This window comes from Streptomyces sp. NPDC058697, assembly GCF_042715345.1.
GTDB classification, from domain to species: Bacteria; Actinomycetota; Actinomycetes; order Streptomycetales; family Streptomycetaceae; genus Streptomyces; species Streptomyces liliifuscus.
The window spans coordinates 67,731-88,373 of sequence record NZ_JBHXSU010000013.1 but is presented as its reverse complement, the minus strand read 5'-3'; the positions used below and the strand labels follow the sequence as shown (position 1 = coordinate 88,373).

The following is a 20,643-nucleotide window of genomic DNA, read 5'->3' as shown; positions in this document are numbered from 1 at the left end:
GCAGTGGCGCCTCAGGGCTCGGGGGGTCCGGTTCGGTGGCGGCCGCGGGTTGTTTGTGGCTTGTCGCGCAGTTCCCCGCGCCCCTGAAGGGCGCGGGGCGCCCCTATCGGCCGATGAACTGGGGGCCCTGTGGGGGCAGTCTGAAGTCCGGGTCGGGGAGGGGGGCCACCGGCTGGGGGTAGCCGTAGCCGGAGTGGGCGGTTGCCGGGGCGGGCTGGGACGGGGCCGTCTGCGGGTAGCCGTAGGCGGGCTGGCTGGTGGGCTGTGGGTAGCCGTACGCGGGCTGCACGGCGGGCGGCTGCTGCCGGGTGGGCTCCGGACCCGCGGCGGCCGGTGGATAGCCGTAGGCCGGCTGCTGGGGCATCGGGGGCAGCTGCGTGTGCTGCTCCGGCGGCAGCGGCTGCGCACCGGCGGGCGGGCCGGGCAGCGCGGACGCCGACTGGTCCCCGCCCTCGGACTCGTCCACCGAGATGCCGTAGTCCGACGCCAGCCCCTGCAGGCCGTTCGTATAGCCCTCGCCCAGTGCCCGGAACTTCCAGCCCTCGCCGCGCCGGTACAGCTCGCCGCAGACCAGCGCGGTCTCCTCGCCGGTCTGTGGCTTGATGTCGAAGTACGCCACCGGCTCGGCGTCCCCGAGCACGGCGTCGTACAGCAGGATCCGCAGGGCGCTGACCCGGTCGAAGGTGACGCCGTCGGCCGAAGCGACAAGGAGAATTCGGCCCACTCCATTGTCAAGGCCGACGAGATCCGACTGAATCGTGTCGGTGAGCCCCTCGGCGAGACCCTCGTTCACGCGCTTCTTGCCGAGTCGCCAGACCTTGCCCGAAGGATGCCGGGGCTGGTTGTAGAAGACGAAGTCCTCGTCGGACCGCACCCGACCGTCGAGGCCGAGGAGCAGCGCGGAGGCATCCACGTCCGGGACACCCCGTCCCGGCGTCCAGCGCAGCACGGCGCGCACCGCAGTGGCGTCCAGCGGGACGTTCGACCCCTTCAGCATCGCGTGCGTCATGCGGTCATCCTGCCTTCTCGGTCCTGGTCACGACAACGCGGGGTGACTTCCCGACCGGCCCGATCCGCGGAGGGAAGACACAATGGTGTTTGCCTGCGTTACCTGAATTTCATGCCCGGTGGGAACCCTTGACATGGATCTCTACGTACTATTACCGGCCACATATCGTCAGGCCGCCTAGCCGCCCCGGGGGAGACTCATGCGTCATTTCGGGCACATCGCCCCTGAGGTGCGGGAACGCCTCTTCCACCAGGAGCCGTGCGTCTTCACCGCGGACTCCTCGGCCAGAATGCTGGCCGTGGCTCTCGGAGCCACCCTCTACAGCCCTGCCACCAGGCCGAAGCTGGCAGACGACATCGTGAAGCAGACCGGGCGCGGCGTCGTCTCGATGGTGCTGTGCCTGGAGGACTCGATCGACGACGCGGAGGTTCCGGAAGCCGAGGCGAACCTGGTCCGGCAATTCGCCGACCTGGCCGAACGCTGCCCGGAGACCGAGCTTCCACTGCTGTTCGTCCGGGTCAGAGCGCCCGAGCAGATCCCCGACCTGGTCGGGCGGCTCGGCGGGTCCGTCCGCCTGTTGTCCGGATTCGTACTGCCGAAGTTCACCGAGGAGCGCGGGATCCCGTTCCTGGAGGCGCTCACCGCGGCCGAGGCCGCGAGCGGACGACGGCTGTTCGCGATGCCGGTCCTGGAATCGCCCGATCTGCTGTACCGCGAGTCGCGGGCGGAGACCCTCGCCGGGATCTTCCGGGCCGTCGACAAGTACCGCGACCGGGTGCTCGCGCTGCGGCTCGGCGTCACCGACTTCTGCTCCGCGTACGGACTGCGCAGGGCGCCCGACATGACCGCGTACGACGTGCAGATCGTCGCGTCCGTGATCGCGGACGTGGTGAACGTACTCGGCAGGGCCGACGGCACCGGATTCACGGTGACCGGGCCCGTGTGGGAGTACTTCAGGGTCCAGGAGCGCATGTTCAAGCCGCAGCTGCGGCGCAGCCCCTTCACCCCGGAGGCCGAGGACCTGCGCGCCCTGCTGATCGAGCACGACATGGACGGTCTGCTGCGGGAGATCTCCCTCGACCGGGCCAACGGACTGCAGGGCAAGACCTGCATCCACCCCTCGCACGTCCTGCCCGTGCACGCCCTGTCCGTCGTCAGCCACGAGGAGTTCAGCGACGCCCAGGACATCCTGCGGCCCGAGCGGGGCGGCGGGGGCGTGCTGCGGTCCGCGTACACGAACAAGATGAACGAAGTGAAGCCGCACCGCGCCTGGGCGGAGCGCACCCTCCAGCGGGCCGAGGTCTTCGGCGTCGCGAACGAGGACATCGGCTTCGTGGAACTGCTCGCCGCGGGAATCCCCGGCTGACGCCCCCAGCACGCCTCTCTACGCTCACCGACACCCGCAGACACCCGCAGACACCCAAGGAATCCATGAACAACGCTGTGAACGACGGGGGCGGGGCAGGGGTCTGGTCGGCGACCGGATTCCGCCCCGGGACCAAGGCCGGGGCCGGCGCGGGCCCCGGCACCGGGAGCCCGTCCGGGACGCCGGGCGGAGCCGACGGTGAGACCTGGTCCGGATGCTGGGTCGCCGAGCGGCTCGGCGTCGAACTCGTCGGGGACGAGGGCCTCGGCGAACTGCTCGGACTCGCGCTGCGGCGCAACCCCAAGCGGGCCCATCTGCTCGTGTCGCACGTGCTCGGCAAGCACATACCCCAGTCGCCCGCCGTCGTGTACGGGTACGGATTCGCGCTCGGGCTCCGCGTGCGCGACCTGCTCGGCGAGGACGAGGCGCGCCGGGCCGTCGTCCTCGGGTACGCCGAGACGGCCACCGGGCTCGGACACTCCGTCGCGGACGGCGTCGGCCTCGCGCCCTGCCTCCACTCGACCCGGCGCCCGGTCGACGGCGTCGCACGGGCGGGCGGCTTCGAGGAGTCCCACTCGCACGCCACCTCGCACCTGCTGCTCCCGGAGAACCCGGACCTGCTGGCCGACGAGGGCCCACTGGTCCTCGTCGACGACGAGTTCTCCACCGGCAACACCATCCTCAACACCATCCGTGACCTGCACGAACGCTATCCGCGTGACCGGTACGTCATAGTCGCCCTGGTCGACATGCGCTCGGCCGCGGACCTCGGACGCCTGGACGACCTCGCCCGCGAGATAGGCGCCCGCGTGGACCTCGTGACGGCGGCCTCCGGCACCGTACGGCTCCCTGAGGGGGTCCTGGAGAAGGGGCAGGCGCTGGTCGCGCGGTACGAGTCCGAGGCGGAGGCCTCCGCCCAGGAGGCGCAGGAGGCCCAGGAGGCCCAGGGGGTGCAGGGGGTGCCCGCCGGGCCCGCCGGGGCCGCCCTCCGTGTCGAGCTGGGATGGCCCGCGGGGATACCCGACGGCGGGCGGCACGGCTTCACCCCCGAACATCGCGTACGCCTGGAGGGCGCCCTGCCCGCCATGGCGGCCCGTATCGCCGAAGCGCTCCCGTCCGACGCCCGCCGCGTCCTCGTCCTCGGCTTCGAGGAACTGATGTACGCGCCGCTGCGGCTCGGCGTCGCCCTGGAGAAGCTGACCGACGCCGAGGTCCGCTACTCCACGACCACCCGCTCCCCGGTGCTCGCCGTCGACGACCCCGGCTACGCGATCCGCACCCGGCTCGTCTTCCCCGCCCACGACAACCCCGCCGACGGCCCAGGCGATCGCTACGCCTACAACGTCGCGGGCGCCGGCTTCGACGCCGTCGTCGCCGTGGTCGACTCCGCCGCCGACACGCCCGAGCTGCACGCTCCCGACGGCCTGCTGGCGGCGCTCGCCGTGCACACGCCCAGCGTGCTGCTCGCTGTCGTCCCCTCGTACGCGCCGGCACGGCCGTCCACCACGTCGCCCACTGAAAGGCCATCCATGCTGCCCGAGCCCCTCCGCGGCCCCGACTTCTCCTCGTACGCACCTGACGAGGTCGGCTGGCTGCTGCAGGATCTCTCGGACACGAAGCTGGAGGCGCCTACCGAGGAGCGCGAGGAGGCCATCCAGAGCGGCGGCGCCCACTACGCGGAGTCGCTCCCGGTGGAGTACCAGCCGAGCGAGGCGTACCAGGAGCTGTTCCACAACGCGCTCGCCGTCTCGGCCACCCGCATCGCGCAGGCCGTCGGCGTCGTCACGGAGACCGTGCTCGCCGAGCGGTCCCCGCGCCCCGTCCTCGTGTCGCTCGCCCGCGCCGGCACCCCCGTCGGCGTCCTGATGCGCCGCTGGGCCCAGCACCGGCACGGCGTGGACGTCCCGCACTACGCCGTCTCCATCGTGCGCGGCCGCGGCATCGACGCCAACGCGCTGCGCTGGCTGGCCGCCCACCACGACCCGGCCGACATCGTCTTCGTGGACGGCTGGACCGGCAAGGGCGCCATCACCCGCGAACTCGCCCAGGCCGTCGAGGAGTTCGAGGCCTCCGACGGCATCACAGGCTTCGACCCGGAGATAGCAGTCCTCGCCGACCCCGGCTCCTGCGTGCGCACCTACGGCACCCGCGAGGACTTCCTCATCCCCTCCGCCTGCCTCAACTCCACGGTCTCCGGCCTCATTTCGCGTACGGTCCTCCGCGCAGACCTGGTCGGGGAGCACGACTACCACGGCGCGAAGTTCTACCGCGAGCTCGCCGACGTGGACGTCTCCGTCGCCTTCCTGGACGCCGTTTCCGACCGCTTCGACGCGGTCGACGAAGCGGTCGACGCCCAGGTCAAGGAGCTTCTCTCCACCGACCGCAGCCCAACTTGGGAGGGCTGGGCGGCAGTCGAGCGGATCAGCGAGGAGTACGGCATCCACGACGTGAACCTCGTCAAGCCCGGTGTCGGCGAGGCGACCCGCGTGCTGCTGCGCCGCGTCCCCTGGAAGATCCTCGCCCGGGCCGGAGCGGGCGCCGACCTCGACCATGTACGCCTGCTCGCCGAGCAGCGGGGCGTACCCGTCGAGGAGGTGGCCGAACTCCCGTACACCTGCGTCGGGTTGATCCACCCCAAGTACACCCGCGGCGCGACCGGCGCCGACGGCAAGGCGGTGTCGGTCTGATGACGAACGCCGCTCCGATGGCCAACTCCGGTTCGCTGCCCACCTCTTCACCTTCGCCCAAGGTGCTGGTCGCCAGCGATCTCGACCGCACGCTCATCTACTCCTCGGCCGCACTGGCCCTGACCATGCCGGACGCGCGGGCGCCCCGGCTCCTCAGCGTCGAGGTGCACGAGAGCAAGCCGCTGTCCTACATGACCGAGACCGCGGCCGGACTCCTCGCCGAACTCGGTGACGTGGCCGACTTCGTACCGACCACCACCCGCACTCGCAAGCAGTACCAGCGCATCCAACTCCCGGGCCCCGCCCCGAAGTACGCGATCTGCGCCAACGGCGGCCACCTGCTCGTCGACGGTGCGACGGACGCCGACTGGCATGCCTCGGTGACCGAGCGCCTCGCCCGCGAGTGCGCCCCGCTCGACGAGGTGCGCGAGCACATGGAGGCCACCGCCGACCCGGCCTGGGTACGCAAGCATCGCCTCGCCGAGGACCTCTTCGTATACCTCGTCGTCGAGCGCGAACTGCTCCCCGAGGACTGGGTGAAGGAGCTGGCCGTCTGGGCGGAGAACCGCGGCTGGACCGTCTCCCTCCAGGGCCGCAAGATCTACGCCGTACCGAAGCCGCTCACCAAGAGCGCCGCCATGCGGGAGGTCGCCCGCCGCACGGGAGCGACCCTCACCCTCGCGGCCGGGGACTCCCTCCTCGACGCCGACCTCCTCCTGGCCGCGGACCGCGGCTGGCGCCCGGGCCACGGCGAACTGGCCGACGCCGGGTGGACGGCGCCCGGGATCACCGCCCTTCCGGAACGGGGGGTCGCCGCGGGCGAGCGGATCCTGAGGGAGTTCTTGCGGGAGGTTCGGTAGGACTGTTGGCAGGGCTGCTGGTAGGAGTGGGCGGCGGAGGCGGTTGACCGGCGGACTTCGGTAGGGGGCGCCTGAGCGGTGGCCGTGCTGGACGGCTCAGGCTGCGCCGCCTTCTCCTTGTCCCCGGTCTGCTCCTCCTCCTTCGCGCGGCGCCGCCCGCCCGGGCCCGGCCTGAACAGCCGTACGCCCGCGAGGAGAAGCACCGCGAGCACCGCCCCCACCAGCACGACCTTCGAGTACGTCGACACATAGCCGGTGACCTCCGACCAGTTCTCGCCGAGCAGATAGCCGGCGAGGACGAAAACGGTGTTCCAGATCGCGCTTCCCAGCGTGGTCAGTCCGAGGAACACGGACAGGCGCATGCGCTCGACGCCCGCGGGCACGGAGATCAGGCTGCGGAAGATGGGGATCATCCGGCCGAAGAACACGGCCTTGGTGCCGTGGCGGGAGAACCACGCCTCCGTCTTCTCGATGTCCGAGACCTTCACCAGCGGCAGCCGGGCCGCGATCGCCACCGTACGGTCGCGGCCGAGCAGCGCCCCCACGCCGTACAGCGCGAGCGCGCCTATGACGGAGCCGGCCGTCGTCCACAGCAGCGCCGCGAACAGGTTCATCTGCCCGGTGCTCGCCGCGAACCCCGCGAGCGGCAGGATGACCTCGCTCGGCAGGGGTGGGAAGAGGTTCTCCAGGGCGATGGCAATTCCCGCGCCCGGCGCCCCTAGCGTCTCCATGAGGCTGTTGATCCACTGCGGAGCACTGCTGTCCGGCGCGGCGGCTGCGATGGCTGTCATGCCCCCACGCTAGAAAACCGAAGCTGAAGAGAGCCTGAGGACGACAGCAGGGTGCCTGGTCCTTGTGGTGGACGACGGCAGGGATTCGTGCGGTCGTCCTCAGGGATCCGTGCGGTCCCGGGTGGTGGGTCAGCCGCAGCAGCCCCCGCCGCAGCAACCGCCTCCGCCACCGGCGCTGGGGCGGGGTGCGGGTGCCGAGGCCGAGCCGCCGACCGCGACCGTCGACAGCAGTTTCACCGTGTCGTCGTGGCCGGCCGGGCAGGCCGCGGGGGCGGACGACTCGGCCATCGGACGGCTCTTCTCGAAGGTGTCTCCGCAGGTCCGGCAGCGGTACTCGTAGCGAGGCATGGGCACAGGTTAGCGGGTGCCCCGACCGTCTCCCACGGGCCCGGCTTCGGCTCCCGGGAGAGCGGGCTCGCCTCCGGCGGGAGTGGCGTCGCCCTTTGCCCCAGGCAGGGCCCTGGCTCCGCCCCCGGCCCTCAGCCGCTGCTCGCGGGCGGCCTGCTCGGGATGGCGGGAGCGCCAGTACGGGTTGTCGTGCGGCAGGGCCGAGCCGACGCGTCCGTACATCCCGAAGAACATCAGCATCACGCCGACCACAAAGCTGAACAGCACGTTCTGGATGCGGAAGGCGAGGAAGTTGAGGTCCGTGTCGAGGAGGGCGAGGTTCACGAAGCCGCTGAGGATGAACAGGACACCGAGGATCATATTGAGCGTCGAGGCGACGTTGCCGCCGATCACCATGCCCACGAAGAGCAGCAGCCCGACGCAGATCGACAGCACGCTCAGCGCGCCGTTGGTGTTCAGCCCCGCGACGGTGTCCCCGCCGGTGTCGAAGAAGCCGACCTTGTCGATCAGCCCCAGGATGCCGAAGGCGAGCAGCACAAGACCCATCAGCCCCGCGCCGACCCGGTAGAACTTGCTGAGACGGTGATCGACCGGCAGATGCTCATCGAGCCTGATCCGCCGCCTCGGCGCCGTACGAAGCACGTGCGTGGCCATATCCGCCTCCTCGGGTCCGAGCGGAGGCCGTGCCTATCCTCAGCATCCGCCCCGGACGCCCGAACCGCCACACTTGGAGCAGGTCTGGAAGGCGCCGGGTAAGCAGCAGCGCCCCTTCAGGGGCGCGGGGAACTGCGCGCCAAGCCCCCACGGCCCCGCACATACGCGACGGCCTGCATGTAATGCGTAACCCCCACGGCCCCGCACGTCACCCACGTCACCCACGGCCCGCATGCCATGCATCAGCCGCCCCACGGCCCCGCACGTACTTCACCCGCCCCCAGCGGAGCGCTCACGCTCCGCCCCCACGCTCCTCCCGAATCTGCGAAACCACCCGCCCCACGGTCCCCCGCACACCCTCCAGCTCGGTCAGGAAGTGCCAGTAGTCGGGATGCCGCCCCTCCAGCGTCCCGATCGCCCGCTCCAGCCGGGCCACCGAGTCGTCGAGCGGCCGCGCGTGCTGGGGGTCGGGGGTGTTGCGCCCCGACATGGCCAGCCGCTGCGCGTCCCGGATCGCGAACCGCGTACGGTCGATCTCCCGCTGCGGGTCCTTCGACACCTCGTTCAGCCGCCGCAACCGGTCCCCGGCCGCGGACACGGCCTCGTCGGTCGTGTTCAGCAGCGCCCGGACCGTGGACAGCAGCGAGGTGGCGTCCGCCCAGCGCTGCTCGTCCCGCGCGGTCCGCGCCTCCGCGAGCTTCCGCTCGGCCTGCCGGACGGTCTCCGCGGACTGGTCGGGCACATGCTGCAGGTCCTGCCAGCACGCCGCCGAGAACCGCCGCCGCAGCTCGCTCAGCACGGGCTCCACCTGCCCGGACCGTGTGGTGAGCGCCTGCGCGCGGGTCCGCAGCGAGACGAGGCGCCGGTCGATCTCGGCGGCCCGCTCCGGCAGCCGCTCGGCCTCCGCGCGGACCGCCTCGGCGTCCCGCGCGACCCGGTCGGCGCGCTCCAGCGTCTCCGGTACGCCGTGCTGCCCCGCACCCTGGTTCAGCTTGGTCAGTTCCGGGGCGAGGGCGGCGAGCCGGGCCGCGAGATCGTCGGCCTTGAGCTCTGTTCCCCGTACGGCATCGAGTGCGTTCGACGCGGCGAGCAGGGACTGGCGGGCGCGCTCGACGGCCGGGGCGAGGCGGGCGAGCTGTGTCTCCGCCTTGCCGAGGAGTGGGCCGAGCCCCTGCTCGAAGCGGTCCAGCTCCTGCTTGACCCGGGCCAGCTCGTCCTTGGCCTTCGTCAGCTCGGTGCGCGCGTGGGCGGCGACGGAGGCCTCAAGATCGTCACGGTCGAGGTCATGGGCGTCGACCGCACTGATGTACGTACGACTGGCCTCGTCGATGCGGCGGCCGAGCGCGTCGAAGTCGGAGACCGCGCGGCGGGCGGCGGGGGAGTCGTCGACGGCCGTGATCGTCTCGATCGAGATCCGCAGATCGCGCTGCGCGGTGTCGAGCTCGTAGAACGCTGCCGCCGCGGCGTCCTTCGCCGCCTGGGCCTCGGCCCGCTGGCTCTCGGAGCGCCCGCCGAACCATCGCCGGGTGCCGCCGCCGGCGAACGCGGCGGGCAGTGTGAGCGCGAGCAGCGGGAGCGGAAGAAGAAGCAGGGCCAGCAGGTCACGGCCAGCCCGGCCGACGCGGCCAGCACCGTGCGCCCCCGTGCGCCTGAACCCGGCACGGGGGCGAGGAACTTGCTGTGCGCATGGCACAAACGGTGTGTACGGCTGCGAAGGTGTCGCCGTCACTTCCCTCTCCCGTGCTGTCATCCGTCCTGCCCCGTGTCATTCTCCCACCAGGTAAGGACGAACACACGGGCCGGTTAGTTCGCCGTACGCACGGTGACTTTCCCGTCCTTCGTGTGGGCGGACACCACATGCGAACTGCTCTCGTCACGGGGTACGGACACATCCACTGCGCCGTCGTCGGTCCCGGTCGTGACGCGGTACGTCGCCTCCGGCAGCCCGATGGTCAGGGAACCGTCGTCCCCGCGCGCCGAGACCCGGTCCGGTACGACGGTGAGGTCGAGCCGCACCGACCCGTCCTGCGTGTTCACGTCCACCCGCCGGGAGTCGACGCGGGTCGCCTCGACCGAGCCGTCGTCGGTACGGAGAGTGAGCGCCCCGGCCACGTCCTCGACCCGTACGGAGCCGTCATTCGTGTGGATGTCCAGCGAGTCCTTGAAACCGCCGGCCTTCACGCTGCCGTCGTCGCCCTTCACGACGACCGCCACGTCACGCGGCACCTCGATGCGGTGCTTCGCCGAGCAGTCGGCGACCACACCCGAGCAGTGCATACGGAGCTTGAGCGTGCCGTCCTTCATCGCCCAGGTCACCTTGGGGTCCCCACCGATCGCGACCCGCCCCTCGAACCAGCGCGTGACCTGCACCTTCTCGACATCCGCGGCGACCAGCTCAAGCGCCGAGTCGTCGGAGTCGACGGTCAGCGTCCGCCCACTGAACGCGAAGGCCCGCTTCTCCGGATCCTTGTCGTCCCCGGCACTGGCCCCACACCCGGTGGAGAACACTCCGACGGCGACGACACCCACACCGACGGCAACAAGAGACCGCCGCGACCCACGGCCCCCACCCCGCCCGCCCACAGACCCCACACCACTGCTCGAAGACGGCTTGCTCGAAGGACGCTGAAAACCACTCATGACGGGACTCCCCCAGATTCGAATGCCCTCGGCCCCTCGCTGCGGCCCGGACATACCTCGACCGTACGGAGCCGGGGCTCACCGGGGGATCCGGGCCACTCCCGGGTTGGGGGTGGGGTAAACCCCCGCATCAGAGGGGGGCCGGGCCGGGATCGCGCCCGGCCTCCGTCCCCCGGTAACGGGTTTGCGAGGCACCGCCCCGGGCAATGTAGGCTGTCGACTCGTCCCGGGCGCGTAGCTCAGCGGTAGAGCGCCGCCCTTACAAGGCGGATGTCGGCGGTTCGAAACCGTCCGCGCCCACCAGTCCGAGGACATGAACGAGGCCCAGGTCAGCCGGTGTGATTCCGGGGACCTGGGCCTTAGCCGTTGCCGGTGGTTCGCGGCTGCCGTGCCACTCGGATGCCAGATGGGCCGCGTGGAGGTCACCTCACCTTCTTGATCTGGCCGTCGACGTAGCCGGCGATCTTGTTGTTGCGACCGTTGGCGAGGCGCTGATGGGCCAGTGCGGCTCAACGGATGATTGGGCCGTGCGGCGCATCAGCTCAAGGATGTTGAACTGGACGAGGTCTCCGAGATAGGCGCCGCGCACGCACCACAGATGTCAGACCGGCCAGGAACCCACGACTACGCCGGACTCGACATGAGTGTCTAATCGAGTGACAACGGCGACGAACAGCGGTGGACGCCCACGAACATCCTCGGACTATCCCAGCAGCTCAGAGCCGCACCGTCCCAAGGCATCGCCCCCTCATACGGTCGTCGCCAGCAGCGTGGCTGAGGCTGGAAGGTGCTGACGCAGACAATGCCCTCCGATACGGTCCCGGTCCATGGCGAATGGCAACGGTGTGCCGGAGAAAGTGGCGTGGATCCTGGTTCGGGAAGCCCGAGTGTTGGTGACGCGTAGTCACGGCAGAGATCGCTTCTACTTCCCGGGCGGTCATCGTGAGCCGGGCGAGTCCGACGGCGAGACCCTGGTGCGGGAGATCGACGAGGAACTGCAGGCAACGATTGACCCCGGTTCCATGGTGCACTTCGGCACTTTCGAGATCGGCGAGGGCCATCCGGATCACGACCCCTTCCGGATGATCTGCTACACCGCCGACCACCATGGTGAGTTGACCCCGTCGAGGGAGATCGCAGAGAAGGCGTGGTTCCGCCACGCCGATCGGGACCGAGTCTCGGCCGTCGACGAGATGGCTTTCGACGCACTTCACGAGGCCGGGCGGCTTTCCTGATCCCGTAACCGCCGCACAGCAGCGAAGCGCAGCAACCACCACGACCGCAGCCGACCGCCAGCAACCGTCGATGGCCGCTGAGCTTGAGCTTGAACGCGGTTGTCTTAGCTGCTGACAGGGCTTGATTGTCGCGGTACGCCGGTGTCATGAGGTGCGTGCAGGGCGGGGCTTGAGCGAAGAGCGTAGGCAGTTCCGCGAAGAGATCCGGATGCCGGCGTTCGAGCGGTTTGCCGTGGGTGAGCCGAGTTCGGCGATCGCGAATGAGTTACGGGTCAGCCGCTGTAGGCGGTAGTGCGCGTCTCTGGGCGAGATGCTTTGCTCTGCACATGCAGGCTGTCTACGCAAGCCTTGTCGCTGTGTTCGGCACGCTACTCGGCGCAGTGACCACCTACGCGTTCCAGCACCGCGCAGCTGAGTCCGCGACGCGCAGCTCCCGGGCAGATCGCCTACGCGAAGAGCGGCTGGCCACCTACAGCGCCTTCGCGGAGGCTGTGACGGACTATCGAAGTAGCCAATACCGGCGGTGGGAGCTCATGCAACTCGATCCAGGGAGCCCCGAGTCGACAGCCGCGACACTCGAATCGCACCGCCTGCGTTGCGTCACTCGACAGATTCGCTGGCGTATTCAACTTCTAACTGATGACCAGGAGCTCGTGCGGCTGGCGGACACGGCAGTCATCGAGGCAAGGGACATGGGTTCGGCTGATGATGTGACTGACCGCAAGCGTAGACATGATCTCACCGGCGTAGCTGTCGAGCACTTCGTTCTTCACGCTGCCACGCACGTGCGCTGACCCAGTTCTCAATCGTGAGACAGCAGAGTGCAGCTGACCACCCGCATGGCGTCCGTCTCAGGTCCAGTCTCATTCATCGCTGTTCACGGGTATTCAGACAAGACCGAAACCTGTACCCGCTCTCGCAGTTGCACGCACATGAACGCAGGTGAACGGCCCCGTTCGAAAGTCCAAGCACCACCACCACGGTTGGAAATCGTGTTGGTGGGGCGGATCCGAGTCGAGCGCGGCGGTGGGATTGTCAGACCCCGATGACAGTGTGTGCGGCATGGAGACACCCATTGCCCCTGACGGCGGGGATGAGGAGCATGCCGTCATCGCGCACTTCCGGCTGGCCAGTGACGGTTTCGGCGATGTCGGCCAGCGCGAGCAGATCTACGCAGCTGAACAGGCGATGGAGACAGCGACCGAGAAGGCAGGCGTCGGGGAGGTCGACGGGAACGAGTTCGGAGGAGGCGAAGCCGTCGTGTACGCCTACGGACCCGATGCCGATGCTCTGTTCAAGGTCCTGGAGCCGACACTGCGCAGTCTGCCGTTCCGGCCGGCACACGTCCTTCTCCGGCGGGGTGACGTCGAGACACGTGTTGATTTGTAGGCCTCCCGCCTTGGGGCGACGAACGCACCACAAGCGCACCAGATATGGCGGGGAGCAGCGGTGGACCACGGGAAATGCAGCCAAGCCCGGCGACGCTACACCGCAGGCCTTCGCCCGGGTCGGCGCCCGAACCAGCCCTAAAGAGCCGCAGCTTCCCAAGCTGGGAGCGTGACCGTGTTTGTGGGTTGGCCGGCGTCAGCTTTCCCAGCGTTCCTCGCCGCCGGGCCCGACGGTGACAGGGGTGATGCCGAGTCCGATCAAGTGCCATGACTCAAACTGCGGGTCGGGTCCGACACGCAAGCCAGCACCATTGCGAAAGTCGATGGTCAGGGTGCCGCGGCCTTGGACGTCAACGGCTGTGATCAACTGCCCGAAGAGGTCGAGCACCGGGGCAAGATGTGCGCCAGTCCTCGGCTTCAGTTCGTGCCATTCGCCGCCTGCGTCGTGGAGCAGAAACGGCGTCTCCACGATCAACTCCGCATCCACACCGCGCCCCTCGCCCTCTATGGACGTCCGCAAGCTGAGCCGCACCTGGTGATCGAACGCCGTGCGCTCCACAACGGACCCAACCAGGGGCGTGGGCACCTTCACTCCGCCTCCCGGGCGACAGCGCCCAGTTCGGCCAGCCGCTGACTGGCACAGCACCGGTGAGCACAGACTACCAGCAGGCCCGCGAGGTTCTCGGCGTACGCCTGAGGGAGGTGCCCCTCATGGCCGCCGACGGCCGGCTCACCGGTACCCAGCTCGCACAGCGGCTCGGCTGGCCACACTCGAAGATCTACAAGTTGGAGGGCGGGCGTCAGACCGCGACCGTCGAGGATCTCCGTGCCTGGGCTGACGGAGTCGGCCACCCCGATGCCTTCGACGAACTGGACGCGCGGCTCAAGGGGTTCGAGTCCCACATCCGTTCCTGGCGCCGCCAACTGGCCTCAGGACACCGGCCCGTACAGGACACCTGGAACCTCGAGGTCGGCCGGTCGAAAGTCATCTACGCGTGGGAGGAGGCAGTTGTCCCCGGCCTGCTCCAGACGGCCGACTACGCGCGCCACATGTTCCTGCGATACGCAGACCTTCAGGGTTCGGTGCGGGACACCGACGCTGCGGTGCGAGCGCGGCTGAAGCGACAGACGTGGCTCTACACAGGCGGCCACAAGTTCCACGCCTTGATCTGGGAAGCAGCCCTCCATGCCCTGATCTGTCCCCCGGCCGTCCTGGCCGGCCAGCTCGACCGCCTCGCGGGCACGATCGGCATGGACACCGTGGAGCTGGGGATCATCCCGCTCGGCGCATCCCTCAAGATCCCCACGGCGAACGGCTTCTGGATACTGGACGACAGGCTCGTCATCGCCGAGGACTGGCACGCCGAGCTGTGGCTGGACGACGCCGACTCCGTTGCGACCTACCTGAAGGTCTGGCGCACTCTGCGGGAGTCCGCGGTGTACGGGGCCGAGGCGCACAACGTCATCAGTCGCGCTCGGCGGACGTTGAATCCGCGCGATTTCATTGTGTGAACTGGACTGTGTGCGTGACGAAAGGGCTGCCCCTCGCAAGGCGGATGTCGGCGGTTCGAAATCGTCCGCGATCACCAGTTCCTGGACATGAACGAGGCCCAGATCGGCCGGTGCGAATCCGGGGACCTGGGCCTTGTGCGTTTTTCGGTGGATCGGGAGCGGGATGCCCACGTCAGGGAGCTACGCGGGGTCCGAGGGGCTCGGCGGGCGGGCGGGTATCGGGGCGACGAACTGCTCGATGTCTATGCCCTGGGATCTGAGGTGGTGCTCCGCGTTGTCGGCCAGGCGTCGGTAGTACGGCCATGTGGGGATGCCCGGCCAGAAGGCGTCCCGGTGTTGGAGGAATGATCCGGCGGCGTACTTCATTCTGGTCAGGGAGGGCGCCCAGAGGTCGAGTATTTCCTTTTCGCTCACATATTTCTTGTGGCAATACAGGCCCGCGGCATCCAGCGCGGCCAACGCCCGATTTGCGCTGGCATAGTCGGGCTCGGTCAGATCCTCGATTCGGCCGGCTCGCGCGTGCAGTTCGAACAGGACTCGTCTGCCGTTCTGCAGATCAGGACTGATCAGGAGCTCGTGGAGTTTCAGGAAGACGTCTCGTTGATCCTTGCGTCTGCTGATGAAGAGCGAGACGAGGCTAAGGGTGACTGCGATGGTCGAAATGGTGATCGACAGCATTCTCTTCCAGTCTCGGTCGGGAATCCCTCGGTGCTGCGGGGCGTCATGCGGCATGCGTCATGGAGCATCGCCCGTCGCGTTCGGTGTGGTCAACGGCGTCCGGTGCAGGTGAGTTGTGTGCCTTGTCCTGGGTCGGCCGGGTCTCAACAGGTCTGTGTGACCAGGGCGTTGACCCAGGCCCCGTGTGTCAGCACAATGAGCGCGCACTCTTGAGAGCGCTCTCAGGGTGAGTGCTCCTCGTGCGTTTGCCCGCAGTTTCGCCCGTACGTTTCCCAGGGAGAGTCATGGTCGGCAGGCAAGGTTCGGGGTTCAGTCGTCGTGCGCTCATCGGTGGTGGGCTCGGGGTCGCGGGGGTCGTCGCGGTTGGTTCCGGGGTGGCGCATGCCTCCGGGGGGTCCGGTCGGCGGCGTGGGCTTGGGTTTTTGGGTGCTGCCATGGATGGCTATCCGGAGCATGGGCGTGTTCGGCTGGCGCAGAGTTACAGCGATCAGGCGGGGCTCTTCAGTACGGCGTTCACGTATGACAATGCCTTGGCGGTTTTGGCGCAGTTGGCGGGTCGTACCGCCGGTGGGCTGGGCAGGGCCGTGGTGCTTGGTGATGCGTTGCTCTACGCCCAGGCGCATGATCCGGGGTACGACGACGGCAGGTTGCGGCAGGCCTACAACGTCGGGCCGTACACCTTCTTCGACGGGTCGCTGCAGCCGGACGGGTTCGTGCGGGCCGACGGTACCGCCAACGTGGGTACGCAGTTCGGGTTCACGGGGACGGCCGTGGGTGACATGGCCTGGGCCGGGATCGCGCTCAGTGCCCTTGCTCGGCGGACCGGGGCCCGTCGTTTTCTTGAGGGTGCTGTGCGGATCGGTGCGTGGATCGAGCGGAACGGGCGCACCGACGAACCCCTCGGGGGCTACAAGTTCGGGGTCAACGGGGCCAACGAGAAGCTGCCCTTCACCTCCACCGAGCACAACACCGATCTGGTCTGTCTGTTCGGTCGGCTCGCCCTGCTCACCGGAGACCGGGTGTGGCGGGAGCCGCGTGCGCGGGCCGAGGCCTTCGTCGAGAAGATGTGGGAGCCGGACGGGGGCTTCTTCTACACCGGCACCAACGACGGGGTGACGGTCAACAAGTCCCCGATCCCCGAGGACACCCAGACCTGGACCCATCTCGCCCTCGGCTCCCGGCCGGAGTCCCATTCGTACTCCCGCTCGTACTCACGGTCCCTCGACTGGGCTGCGGTCGAGCTGGCCGTCGTCGATCACGCCGGGCGGCGGAACAGTACGGTGCCGACGGGGCAGACGTACGAAGGCGTCACGTTCAGCTCCGCCAGTCTGGTGGCGAACGAGGACGCCCCGATCGCCGAGTTCCAGCCCAAGCCCGACCGCAGTGGGGTGTGGTTCGAGGGGACCGCTCATCTTGCGCTCGCTCTGCGGGATCGGAGCAGGGCCGGAGATGAGGCGCGTGCCCGGCGGCTGGTCGCCAGTATTGAACGGGCTCAGGATCTGCTCGGTGCCGGGCAGACCGTCGGGGGTCGTGCCCTTCCTGAACGTTCCGGTGTCGTCTCGGCTAGCAGCCCCCTCGACACCGGGTTCGGCTTCGGCTACTACCCGTACCGGCACGTGGGGGCCACCGCGTGGTACCTGCTGGCGGCTACGCGCACCAATCCGCTGAAGGCCTGAGCTGGAGGGCTTGAGCGGAGGGCCTGGGCCGAGGGCCTGAGTGGAGGGTCGGTCGCCGGTCGTCGCGAAGTCTCAGGGGGCGGCGGAGCGGTCCTCCGCCTCTGCCTCCCGTACGTGCTTGAGCGTCATCCGGGCGTCCACCTTCTCCGCGGCCGCGACCTCCGCCCAGAAGCGGTGGCAGGTCACGAAGACCGTGAGTTCGCGTTCGCGCTCGCGGAGTTTCTCCACCTCGGCCTGTTCGTCGGCCGTCCAGCCGGGGGAGGCGGGGCGCTCCACCTTGCGCCAGCCGTGGTCGTCGCTGAAGCCGTCCAGGGGCTCGACCGACCAGGGGAGCCGCTTCAGGAGGGCCAGAAGCTCGGCCCGGACCTGATGCAGCTCCTCCTGGCCGGCCAGGAGGTCACTCGGGAAGTCATAGGTCGTAGCCACGCGACAATGCTACGCCTGTTCGATTTTGGGATGCGAGTTCCTTGGGGGACTTCACGCGAATGTGTCGCGGTGGTGGCCGCCCTCACGGCCACGGCGCTCTGTCGGGCTCCTGGCGTTGTCGGACCCCCGTTCTAGGGTGGCCGCCATGGACAGCGCAGAGACATCGCAGGTGAGACTGCACGCGTGGGCCGACGGCGACTTCTGGCTTCTCCAGAGGTCCAACAGCCCCGAGATGACGGAGCACTTGGGCGGTCCGGAGACCGAGGAGAAGCTCATCGACCGGCACCGGCGTTACGTCGGTCTGGGGCCGGGGTGCATGTACCGGGTCACGTCGGCCGGCACCGGCGACACCGTGGGCTCGATCGGCTTCTGGGAGCGGGAGTGGCGGGGCGCGAAGGTGTGGGAGACCGGGTGGGGGGTCCTGCCCGAGTTCCAGGGACACGGGTTCGCCGCGGCGGCTGCCCGCGCGGTCGTCGAAGAGGCGAGGGCCGCCGGAGAGCACCGGTACCTTCACGCGTTTCCGAGCGTCGATCACCCCGCGTCGAACGCGGTCTGCCGCAGCGCCGGATTCGAACTGCTCGGTACGGCCGAGTTCGAGTACCCGAAGGGCCACTGGATCACGTCGAACGACTGGCGGGTGGATCTCGGCGAAGGCTGACGTGGAGCTCGGAGCCGGGGGCGATGTCCATGGTCGTTTCCTTCGTGATCCATGGAGGCGTCGCCGTTCCCGGGCGCGATGTCAGTGCCGCGCGCGAGACTGGACGTATGTGCCGCAGCATCAAGACTCTCCGACCGCCCGTCCTGCCCGAAGAGGCCACTGAGGACGACATCCGCGCCGCCGCGCTCCAGTACGTCCGCAAGGTCTCCGGCTTCCGTGCCCCGGCCGCGCACAACCGCGAGGTCTTCGACCGCGCGGTCGACGCGATCGCCGAGGCGACCGCCGAGCTGCTGGACGGGCTGGAGATACGAGGGCAGAGGGCCACCGGCAGCCGCCACGCCGACAGCCGCCAGGCAGGCTGACCTGCTGACCTGCGCCTGCCGAACGAGGCGCGCAGCCACTGGCGTACGTAGCCACTGGTGCGGTCAGTCAGTGGTGTGCCCACCCGCGGGCGTGCCCGCCCCGGCCGCATACGCCTCAGGCGCCCGGGCCCGCTTCGGGCACCTGCACCTGAACCTGCGCCGGTACCGACACCGGTACGGGTGCAGCCACAGCTGCCGGCGACGGCCTTCGCATCAGGAACGCCGCCCCCGCCCCCGCCCCGAACAGCGCCACCAGCGAGACACCGGTGGCGAGCCACGTCGCGCCCAGCCACTGGCCGCCGAAGTAGCCGAGGGCGACGCTGTACGCGGCCCAGGCGAGCCCCGCCAGGATCGACCACGGCAGGAATTCGCGGACGCGGCGGTGCGCGGCGCCCGCGCCGAGCGAGACGACCGAGCGGCCGGCGGGCGCGAAGCGGGCCAGGACGACCAGGGCGCCGCCACCCCGTGCGAGCGCCGCGCCGAGACGTTCCTGCGCACCTCTCAGGCGGCGGGAGCGGGCGATGGCACGGTCCAGGCGCTCCCCGCCGCGCCAGGCCAGCCGGTACGCCACCAGGTCGCCGAGGACCGAGGCGGTCGCGGCGCAGAGGGTCAGCGCGAGGAGGTCCGGCACGTGCGCGGTCGGGATGTCCGGCACGTGCACCGCCGCCGCGCCCGTACCTGCCGCGGCCGCCGTCGCCGCCGTGATGACGAGGACGCCGCTCGGCAGTACCGGTAGAAAGACGTCGAAAAGGACCGACAGAGCCACCACGGCATAGATCCATTGGCTGTAGATCCATGGGCTGCCGGACAGCGACCCCACACTCTCAAGCACCCGAACTCCCCTGTGTCTCCCCCGTAGGCCCGAACCGTGCCGTGAAACGCCGCGATGTCGCGGGGGAGCGGCAGGAGCGGCCTGTGACAGCCATACAGCGTACGCCTCGGGTCCGACAGGAGATCCACAGGGGGCACGTGCGTTCGCCACATCATGTTCACCCGGCTGCCGCTCCCCGGCGGGCGGGCCCGCGCCGCGTCCCGTACCAACGGAAAGGGGCGACCAACGGTGTGAGGAGCGGAACCGGCGATGGTGTCAGGACTAGCGGCAGTACGAACAGGTCGGACGGGAAGAGCGGGAGCAGTTGGTCTCGTGCTGGCGTCCGCCGCGCTCGCGACCGGCGCGGGCGGTGCCCACGGCGCGACCGGCGGCGACGGCGGCACGGTCGAGCCGGGCGGCGGTACCGGCGGCAAGCACGGCTACTCGATGCGGACGGACGCCCGTTTCGCCCCGCCCGGCGCCTTCGTTCCGTCGGCGGCCGTCACGTACGACATGAGGCTCGTGCCCGCCGGATCGTGGATCGAGGTGGGCCAGCGCAGTGCGGAGCGTGGTGCCACGACGGTGAAGCTGCGGGTGACCGGGCTGAAGGCGGGCCACGAGTACGGCGTGCATGTGCACCGGAAGCCGTGCGGCGCCGATCCGGCCGCCGCGGGTGGGCACTACCAGCACCGGCCGTCCACGGACCCCGCCGCCGTGAACCCCGACAACGAGGTCTGGCTCGACTTCACGGCCGACTCGCGTGGGGCGGGTGGGGCGAGTGCGCGGCACGACTGGAACTTCCGGTTCGGCGAGGCCGGGTCCGTCGTGCTGCACGGTGAACAGGGTGGTGCGGGCGTGCGGTTGGCATGCTTCACGGTGCCGTTCGGCTGGGCGTGAGCCGTCTGCTCCGCCGGGTGTTCGTCTGTGTCTGTGTCTGTGTCTGCGGGTGCGTTGTGGCTTGTCGCGCAGTTCCCCGCGCCCCTGAAGGGCGCGCCCGCCCCCGGAGCCACAAAGGGGGGGCGGGCGGCGACCGTCAGGCCGTGACGGGCTTCGACGAGTGCTTCCCGTCCGAGGATGAGGACGAGGGTGAGGATGACGACGAGGACGAGGACGAGCGGCCCTTGAACAACCGGTCCAGGCCGAACGCGCCCGAGCCGGTGAAGACCAGCAGGAGCATCGACCAGGAGTACATGGCCGCGCCCTCGCCGTTGTTCCTGATCGGCCAGAGGTGCTCGGGCTGGTGGACCTTGAAGTACGCGTAGGCCATCGCGCCCGAAGCGATGAACGCCGCGACGCGGGTGCCGAGGCCGAGCAGGACCAGGCTGCCGCCGACGAGTTCGATGACGGCCGCGTACCAGTTGGGCCAGGCGCCGGTCTCGACGGTGGAGCCCTTGCCGTCCAGTCCGCCGAGTACGCCGAGGAGCGAGACGGCGCCGTGGCAGGTGAAGAGCAGGCCGATGACCATGCGGAACAGGCCGATGGCGTACGGCTGGGCGCTGTTGAGGCGTCCGGTCATGTGGAGAGAACTCCTTCGGTCTGAAT

At 69.5% G+C, this 20,643-nt stretch carries 21 protein-coding genes, 1 tRNA gene and 1 pseudogene; 12 read left to right on the top strand and 11 right to left on the bottom strand.

The annotated features are described in order from the left end of the window. Positions 1 to 103: 103 nt before the first annotated feature. On the bottom strand, positions 104 to 1,009 hold the full coding sequence (locus ACFWXQ_RS28040; RefSeq protein ID WP_383936271.1) for a TerD family protein: 906 nt from the start codon (positions 1,007 to 1,009) through the stop codon (positions 104 to 106). A gap of 199 nt (positions 1,010 to 1,208) precedes the next feature. Between ACFWXQ_RS28040 and ACFWXQ_RS28035 the strand changes: the two genes are divergently transcribed. The 3 genes from ACFWXQ_RS28035 to ACFWXQ_RS28025 all read left to right on the top strand — a co-directional run bounded on the left by ACFWXQ_RS28035 (position 1,209) and on the right by ACFWXQ_RS28025 (position 5,922). Next, on the top strand, positions 1,209 to 2,375 hold the full coding sequence (locus ACFWXQ_RS28035; protein WP_383936273.1) for an HpcH/HpaI aldolase/citrate lyase family protein: 1,167 nt from the start codon (positions 1,209 to 1,211) through the stop codon (positions 2,373 to 2,375). A 65-nt stretch (positions 2,376 to 2,440) separates the two neighbouring features. Further along, positions 2,441 to 5,062 (top strand): phosphoribosyltransferase, encoded by a 2,622-nt coding sequence (locus tag ACFWXQ_RS28030; protein WP_383936275.1) that lies wholly within the window; start codon positions 2,441 to 2,443, stop codon positions 5,060 to 5,062. A 17-nt stretch (positions 5,063 to 5,079) separates the two neighbouring features. Then, complete coding sequence (locus ACFWXQ_RS28025) at positions 5,080 to 5,922, top strand: HAD family hydrolase (RefSeq protein WP_383936407.1); 843 nt, start codon at positions 5,080 to 5,082, stop codon at positions 5,920 to 5,922. A gap of 142 nt (positions 5,923 to 6,064) precedes the next feature. Here ACFWXQ_RS28025 and ACFWXQ_RS28020 read toward each other — a convergent pair. The 5 genes and pseudogenes from ACFWXQ_RS28020 to ACFWXQ_RS28000 form a co-directional block, all read right to left on the bottom strand. Then, positions 6,065 to 6,713: pseudogene (locus tag ACFWXQ_RS28020) on the bottom strand (DedA family protein); the annotation flags it as partial. A gap of 129 nt (positions 6,714 to 6,842) precedes the next feature. Continuing rightward, positions 6,843 to 7,061 carry a zinc ribbon domain-containing protein gene (locus ACFWXQ_RS28015; RefSeq protein WP_266740207.1) on the bottom strand — a complete coding sequence of 73 codons (219 nt, stop codon included), beginning with the start codon at positions 7,059 to 7,061 and terminating at the stop codon, positions 6,843 to 6,845. 9 nt (positions 7,062 to 7,070) lie between these two features. After that, positions 7,071 to 7,715: a DUF4383 domain-containing protein gene (locus ACFWXQ_RS28010; RefSeq protein ID WP_383936277.1), complete on the bottom strand. Its 645-nt coding sequence runs from the start codon at positions 7,713 to 7,715 to the stop codon at positions 7,071 to 7,073. Positions 7,716 to 8,007: 292 nt separating this feature from the next. After that, entirely contained in the window at positions 8,008 to 9,444 is a 1,437-nt protein-coding gene (locus tag ACFWXQ_RS28005; protein ID WP_383936279.1) for a hypothetical protein, read from the bottom strand. 74 nt (positions 9,445 to 9,518) lie between these two features. Next, positions 9,519 to 10,244 carry a DUF4097 family beta strand repeat-containing protein gene (locus ACFWXQ_RS28000; protein ID WP_383936281.1) on the bottom strand — a complete coding sequence of 242 codons (726 nt, stop codon included), beginning with the start codon at positions 10,242 to 10,244 and terminating at the stop codon, positions 9,519 to 9,521. A 339-nt stretch (positions 10,245 to 10,583) separates the two neighbouring features. On the opposite strand from ACFWXQ_RS28000, the gene ACFWXQ_RS27995 reads away from it, so the two are divergent. The 4 genes from ACFWXQ_RS27995 to ACFWXQ_RS27980 all read left to right on the top strand — a co-directional run bounded on the left by ACFWXQ_RS27995 (position 10,584) and on the right by ACFWXQ_RS27980 (position 12,979). Next, positions 10,584 to 10,658 (top strand) — tRNA-Val (locus tag ACFWXQ_RS27995). Positions 10,659 to 11,182: 524 nt separating this feature from the next. Continuing rightward, positions 11,183 to 11,590, top strand: a complete 408-nt coding sequence (locus ACFWXQ_RS27990) for an NUDIX domain-containing protein (RefSeq protein WP_383936283.1) — start codon at positions 11,183 to 11,185, stop codon at positions 11,588 to 11,590. Positions 11,591 to 11,916: 326 nt separating this feature from the next. Then, positions 11,917 to 12,384, top strand: coding sequence for a hypothetical protein (locus tag ACFWXQ_RS27985; RefSeq protein ID WP_383936285.1), 468 nt, complete (start codon positions 11,917 to 11,919; stop codon positions 12,382 to 12,384). A 268-nt stretch (positions 12,385 to 12,652) separates the two neighbouring features. Beyond that, positions 12,653 to 12,979, top strand: a complete 327-nt coding sequence (locus ACFWXQ_RS27980; protein ID WP_383936287.1) for a hypothetical protein — start codon at positions 12,653 to 12,655, stop codon at positions 12,977 to 12,979. A 195-nt stretch (positions 12,980 to 13,174) separates the two neighbouring features. On the opposite strand, the gene ACFWXQ_RS27975 is transcribed toward ACFWXQ_RS27980, so the two are convergent. Continuing rightward, on the bottom strand, positions 13,175 to 13,570 hold the full coding sequence (locus tag ACFWXQ_RS27975; protein ID WP_383936289.1) for a DUF6188 family protein: 396 nt from the start codon (positions 13,568 to 13,570) through the stop codon (positions 13,175 to 13,177). A 56-nt stretch (positions 13,571 to 13,626) separates the two neighbouring features. Here ACFWXQ_RS27975 and ACFWXQ_RS27970 point away from each other — a divergent pair, with 56 nt between their 5' ends. Beyond that, positions 13,627 to 14,490: a helix-turn-helix domain-containing protein gene (locus ACFWXQ_RS27970; protein WP_383936291.1), complete on the top strand. Its 864-nt coding sequence runs from the start codon at positions 13,627 to 13,629 to the stop codon at positions 14,488 to 14,490. Positions 14,491 to 14,670: 180 nt separating this feature from the next. On the opposite strand, the gene ACFWXQ_RS27965 is transcribed toward ACFWXQ_RS27970, so the two are convergent. Next, positions 14,671 to 15,168, bottom strand: coding sequence for a hypothetical protein (locus ACFWXQ_RS27965; RefSeq protein ID WP_383936293.1), 498 nt, complete (start codon positions 15,166 to 15,168; stop codon positions 14,671 to 14,673). Positions 15,169 to 15,452: 284 nt separating this feature from the next. On the opposite strand from ACFWXQ_RS27965, the gene ACFWXQ_RS27960 reads away from it, so the two are divergent. Continuing rightward, positions 15,453 to 16,844, top strand: coding sequence for a Tat pathway signal sequence domain protein (locus ACFWXQ_RS27960; protein WP_383936295.1), 1,392 nt, complete (start codon positions 15,453 to 15,455; stop codon positions 16,842 to 16,844). Positions 16,845 to 16,916: 72 nt separating this feature from the next. Here the strand turns inward: ACFWXQ_RS27960 and ACFWXQ_RS27955 are convergent, their stop codons facing one another. Further along, positions 16,917 to 17,270, bottom strand: coding sequence for a hypothetical protein (locus ACFWXQ_RS27955; protein WP_383936296.1), 354 nt, complete (start codon positions 17,268 to 17,270; stop codon positions 16,917 to 16,919). Between the two features lie 145 nt (positions 17,271 to 17,415). On the opposite strand from ACFWXQ_RS27955, the gene ACFWXQ_RS27950 reads away from it, so the two are divergent. Together ACFWXQ_RS27950 and ACFWXQ_RS27945 are read left to right on the top strand one after the other, a co-directional pair. Further along, the gene (locus ACFWXQ_RS27950; protein ID WP_383936298.1) at positions 17,416 to 17,928 is read left to right on the top strand and encodes a GNAT family N-acetyltransferase; all 513 of its coding nucleotides are present in this window, start codon (positions 17,416 to 17,418) and stop codon (positions 17,926 to 17,928) included. Positions 17,929 to 18,035: 107 nt separating this feature from the next. Next, a complete protein-coding gene (locus tag ACFWXQ_RS27945; protein ID WP_383936300.1) occupies positions 18,036 to 18,290 on the top strand; it encodes a DUF2277 domain-containing protein in 255 nt (84 codons plus the stop codon). A gap of 115 nt (positions 18,291 to 18,405) precedes the next feature. On the opposite strand, the gene ACFWXQ_RS27940 is transcribed toward ACFWXQ_RS27945, so the two are convergent. Continuing rightward, positions 18,406 to 19,122 (bottom strand): DedA family protein, encoded by a 717-nt coding sequence (locus ACFWXQ_RS27940; RefSeq protein WP_383936302.1) that lies wholly within the window; start codon positions 19,120 to 19,122, stop codon positions 18,406 to 18,408. A 249-nt stretch (positions 19,123 to 19,371) separates the two neighbouring features. Between ACFWXQ_RS27940 and ACFWXQ_RS27935 the strand changes: the two genes are divergently transcribed. After that, a complete protein-coding gene (locus ACFWXQ_RS27935) occupies positions 19,372 to 19,998 on the top strand; it encodes a superoxide dismutase family protein (protein ID WP_383936304.1) in 627 nt (208 codons plus the stop codon). Positions 19,999 to 20,134: 136 nt separating this feature from the next. On the opposite strand, the gene ACFWXQ_RS27930 is transcribed toward ACFWXQ_RS27935, so the two are convergent. Further along, entirely contained in the window at positions 20,135 to 20,617 is a 483-nt protein-coding gene (locus ACFWXQ_RS27930) for a DoxX family protein (RefSeq protein WP_383936306.1), read from the bottom strand. Between the last annotated feature and the right edge of the window lie 26 nt (positions 20,618 to 20,643).

What these genes read in the sequence shown, in the direction of transcription:
- ACFWXQ_RS28040 (WP_383936271.1), bottom strand. Translation starts at nt 1,009, where the DNA reads ATGACGCACGCGATGCTGAAGGGGTCGAACGTCCCGCTGGACGCCACT.
- ACFWXQ_RS28035 (WP_383936273.1), top strand. Translation starts at nt 1,209, where the DNA reads ATGCGTCATTTCGGGCACATCGCCCCTGAGGTGCGGGAACGCCTCTTC.
- ACFWXQ_RS27930 (WP_383936306.1), bottom strand. Translation starts at nt 20,617, where the DNA reads ATGACCGGACGCCTCAACAGCGCCCAGCCGTACGCCATCGGCCTGTTC.
- ACFWXQ_RS27960 (WP_383936295.1), top strand. Translation starts at nt 15,453, where the DNA reads ATGGTCGGCAGGCAAGGTTCGGGGTTCAGTCGTCGTGCGCTCATCGGT.
- ACFWXQ_RS27985 (WP_383936285.1), top strand. Translation starts at nt 11,917, where the DNA reads ATGCAGGCTGTCTACGCAAGCCTTGTCGCTGTGTTCGGCACGCTACTC.
- ACFWXQ_RS28010 (WP_383936277.1), bottom strand. Translation starts at nt 7,715, where the DNA reads ATGGCCACGCACGTGCTTCGTACGGCGCCGAGGCGGCGGATCAGGCTC.
- ACFWXQ_RS27935 (WP_383936304.1), top strand. Translation starts at nt 19,372, where the DNA reads ATGGTGTCAGGACTAGCGGCAGTACGAACAGGTCGGACGGGAAGAGCG.
- ACFWXQ_RS28030 (WP_383936275.1), top strand. Translation starts at nt 2,441, where the DNA reads ATGAACAACGCTGTGAACGACGGGGGCGGGGCAGGGGTCTGGTCGGCG.
- ACFWXQ_RS28015 (WP_266740207.1), bottom strand. Translation starts at nt 7,061, where the DNA reads ATGCCTCGCTACGAGTACCGCTGCCGGACCTGCGGAGACACCTTCGAG.
- ACFWXQ_RS27990 (WP_383936283.1), top strand. Translation starts at nt 11,183, where the DNA reads ATGGCGAATGGCAACGGTGTGCCGGAGAAAGTGGCGTGGATCCTGGTT.
- ACFWXQ_RS27965 (WP_383936293.1), bottom strand. Translation starts at nt 15,168, where the DNA reads ATGCTGTCGATCACCATTTCGACCATCGCAGTCACCCTTAGCCTCGTC.
- ACFWXQ_RS27950 (WP_383936298.1), top strand. Translation starts at nt 17,416, where the DNA reads ATGGACAGCGCAGAGACATCGCAGGTGAGACTGCACGCGTGGGCCGAC.
- ACFWXQ_RS28025 (WP_383936407.1), top strand. Translation starts at nt 5,080, where the DNA reads ATGGCCAACTCCGGTTCGCTGCCCACCTCTTCACCTTCGCCCAAGGTG.
- ACFWXQ_RS27945 (WP_383936300.1), top strand. Translation starts at nt 18,036, where the DNA reads ATGTGCCGCAGCATCAAGACTCTCCGACCGCCCGTCCTGCCCGAAGAG.
- ACFWXQ_RS27980 (WP_383936287.1), top strand. Translation starts at nt 12,653, where the DNA reads ATGGAGACACCCATTGCCCCTGACGGCGGGGATGAGGAGCATGCCGTC.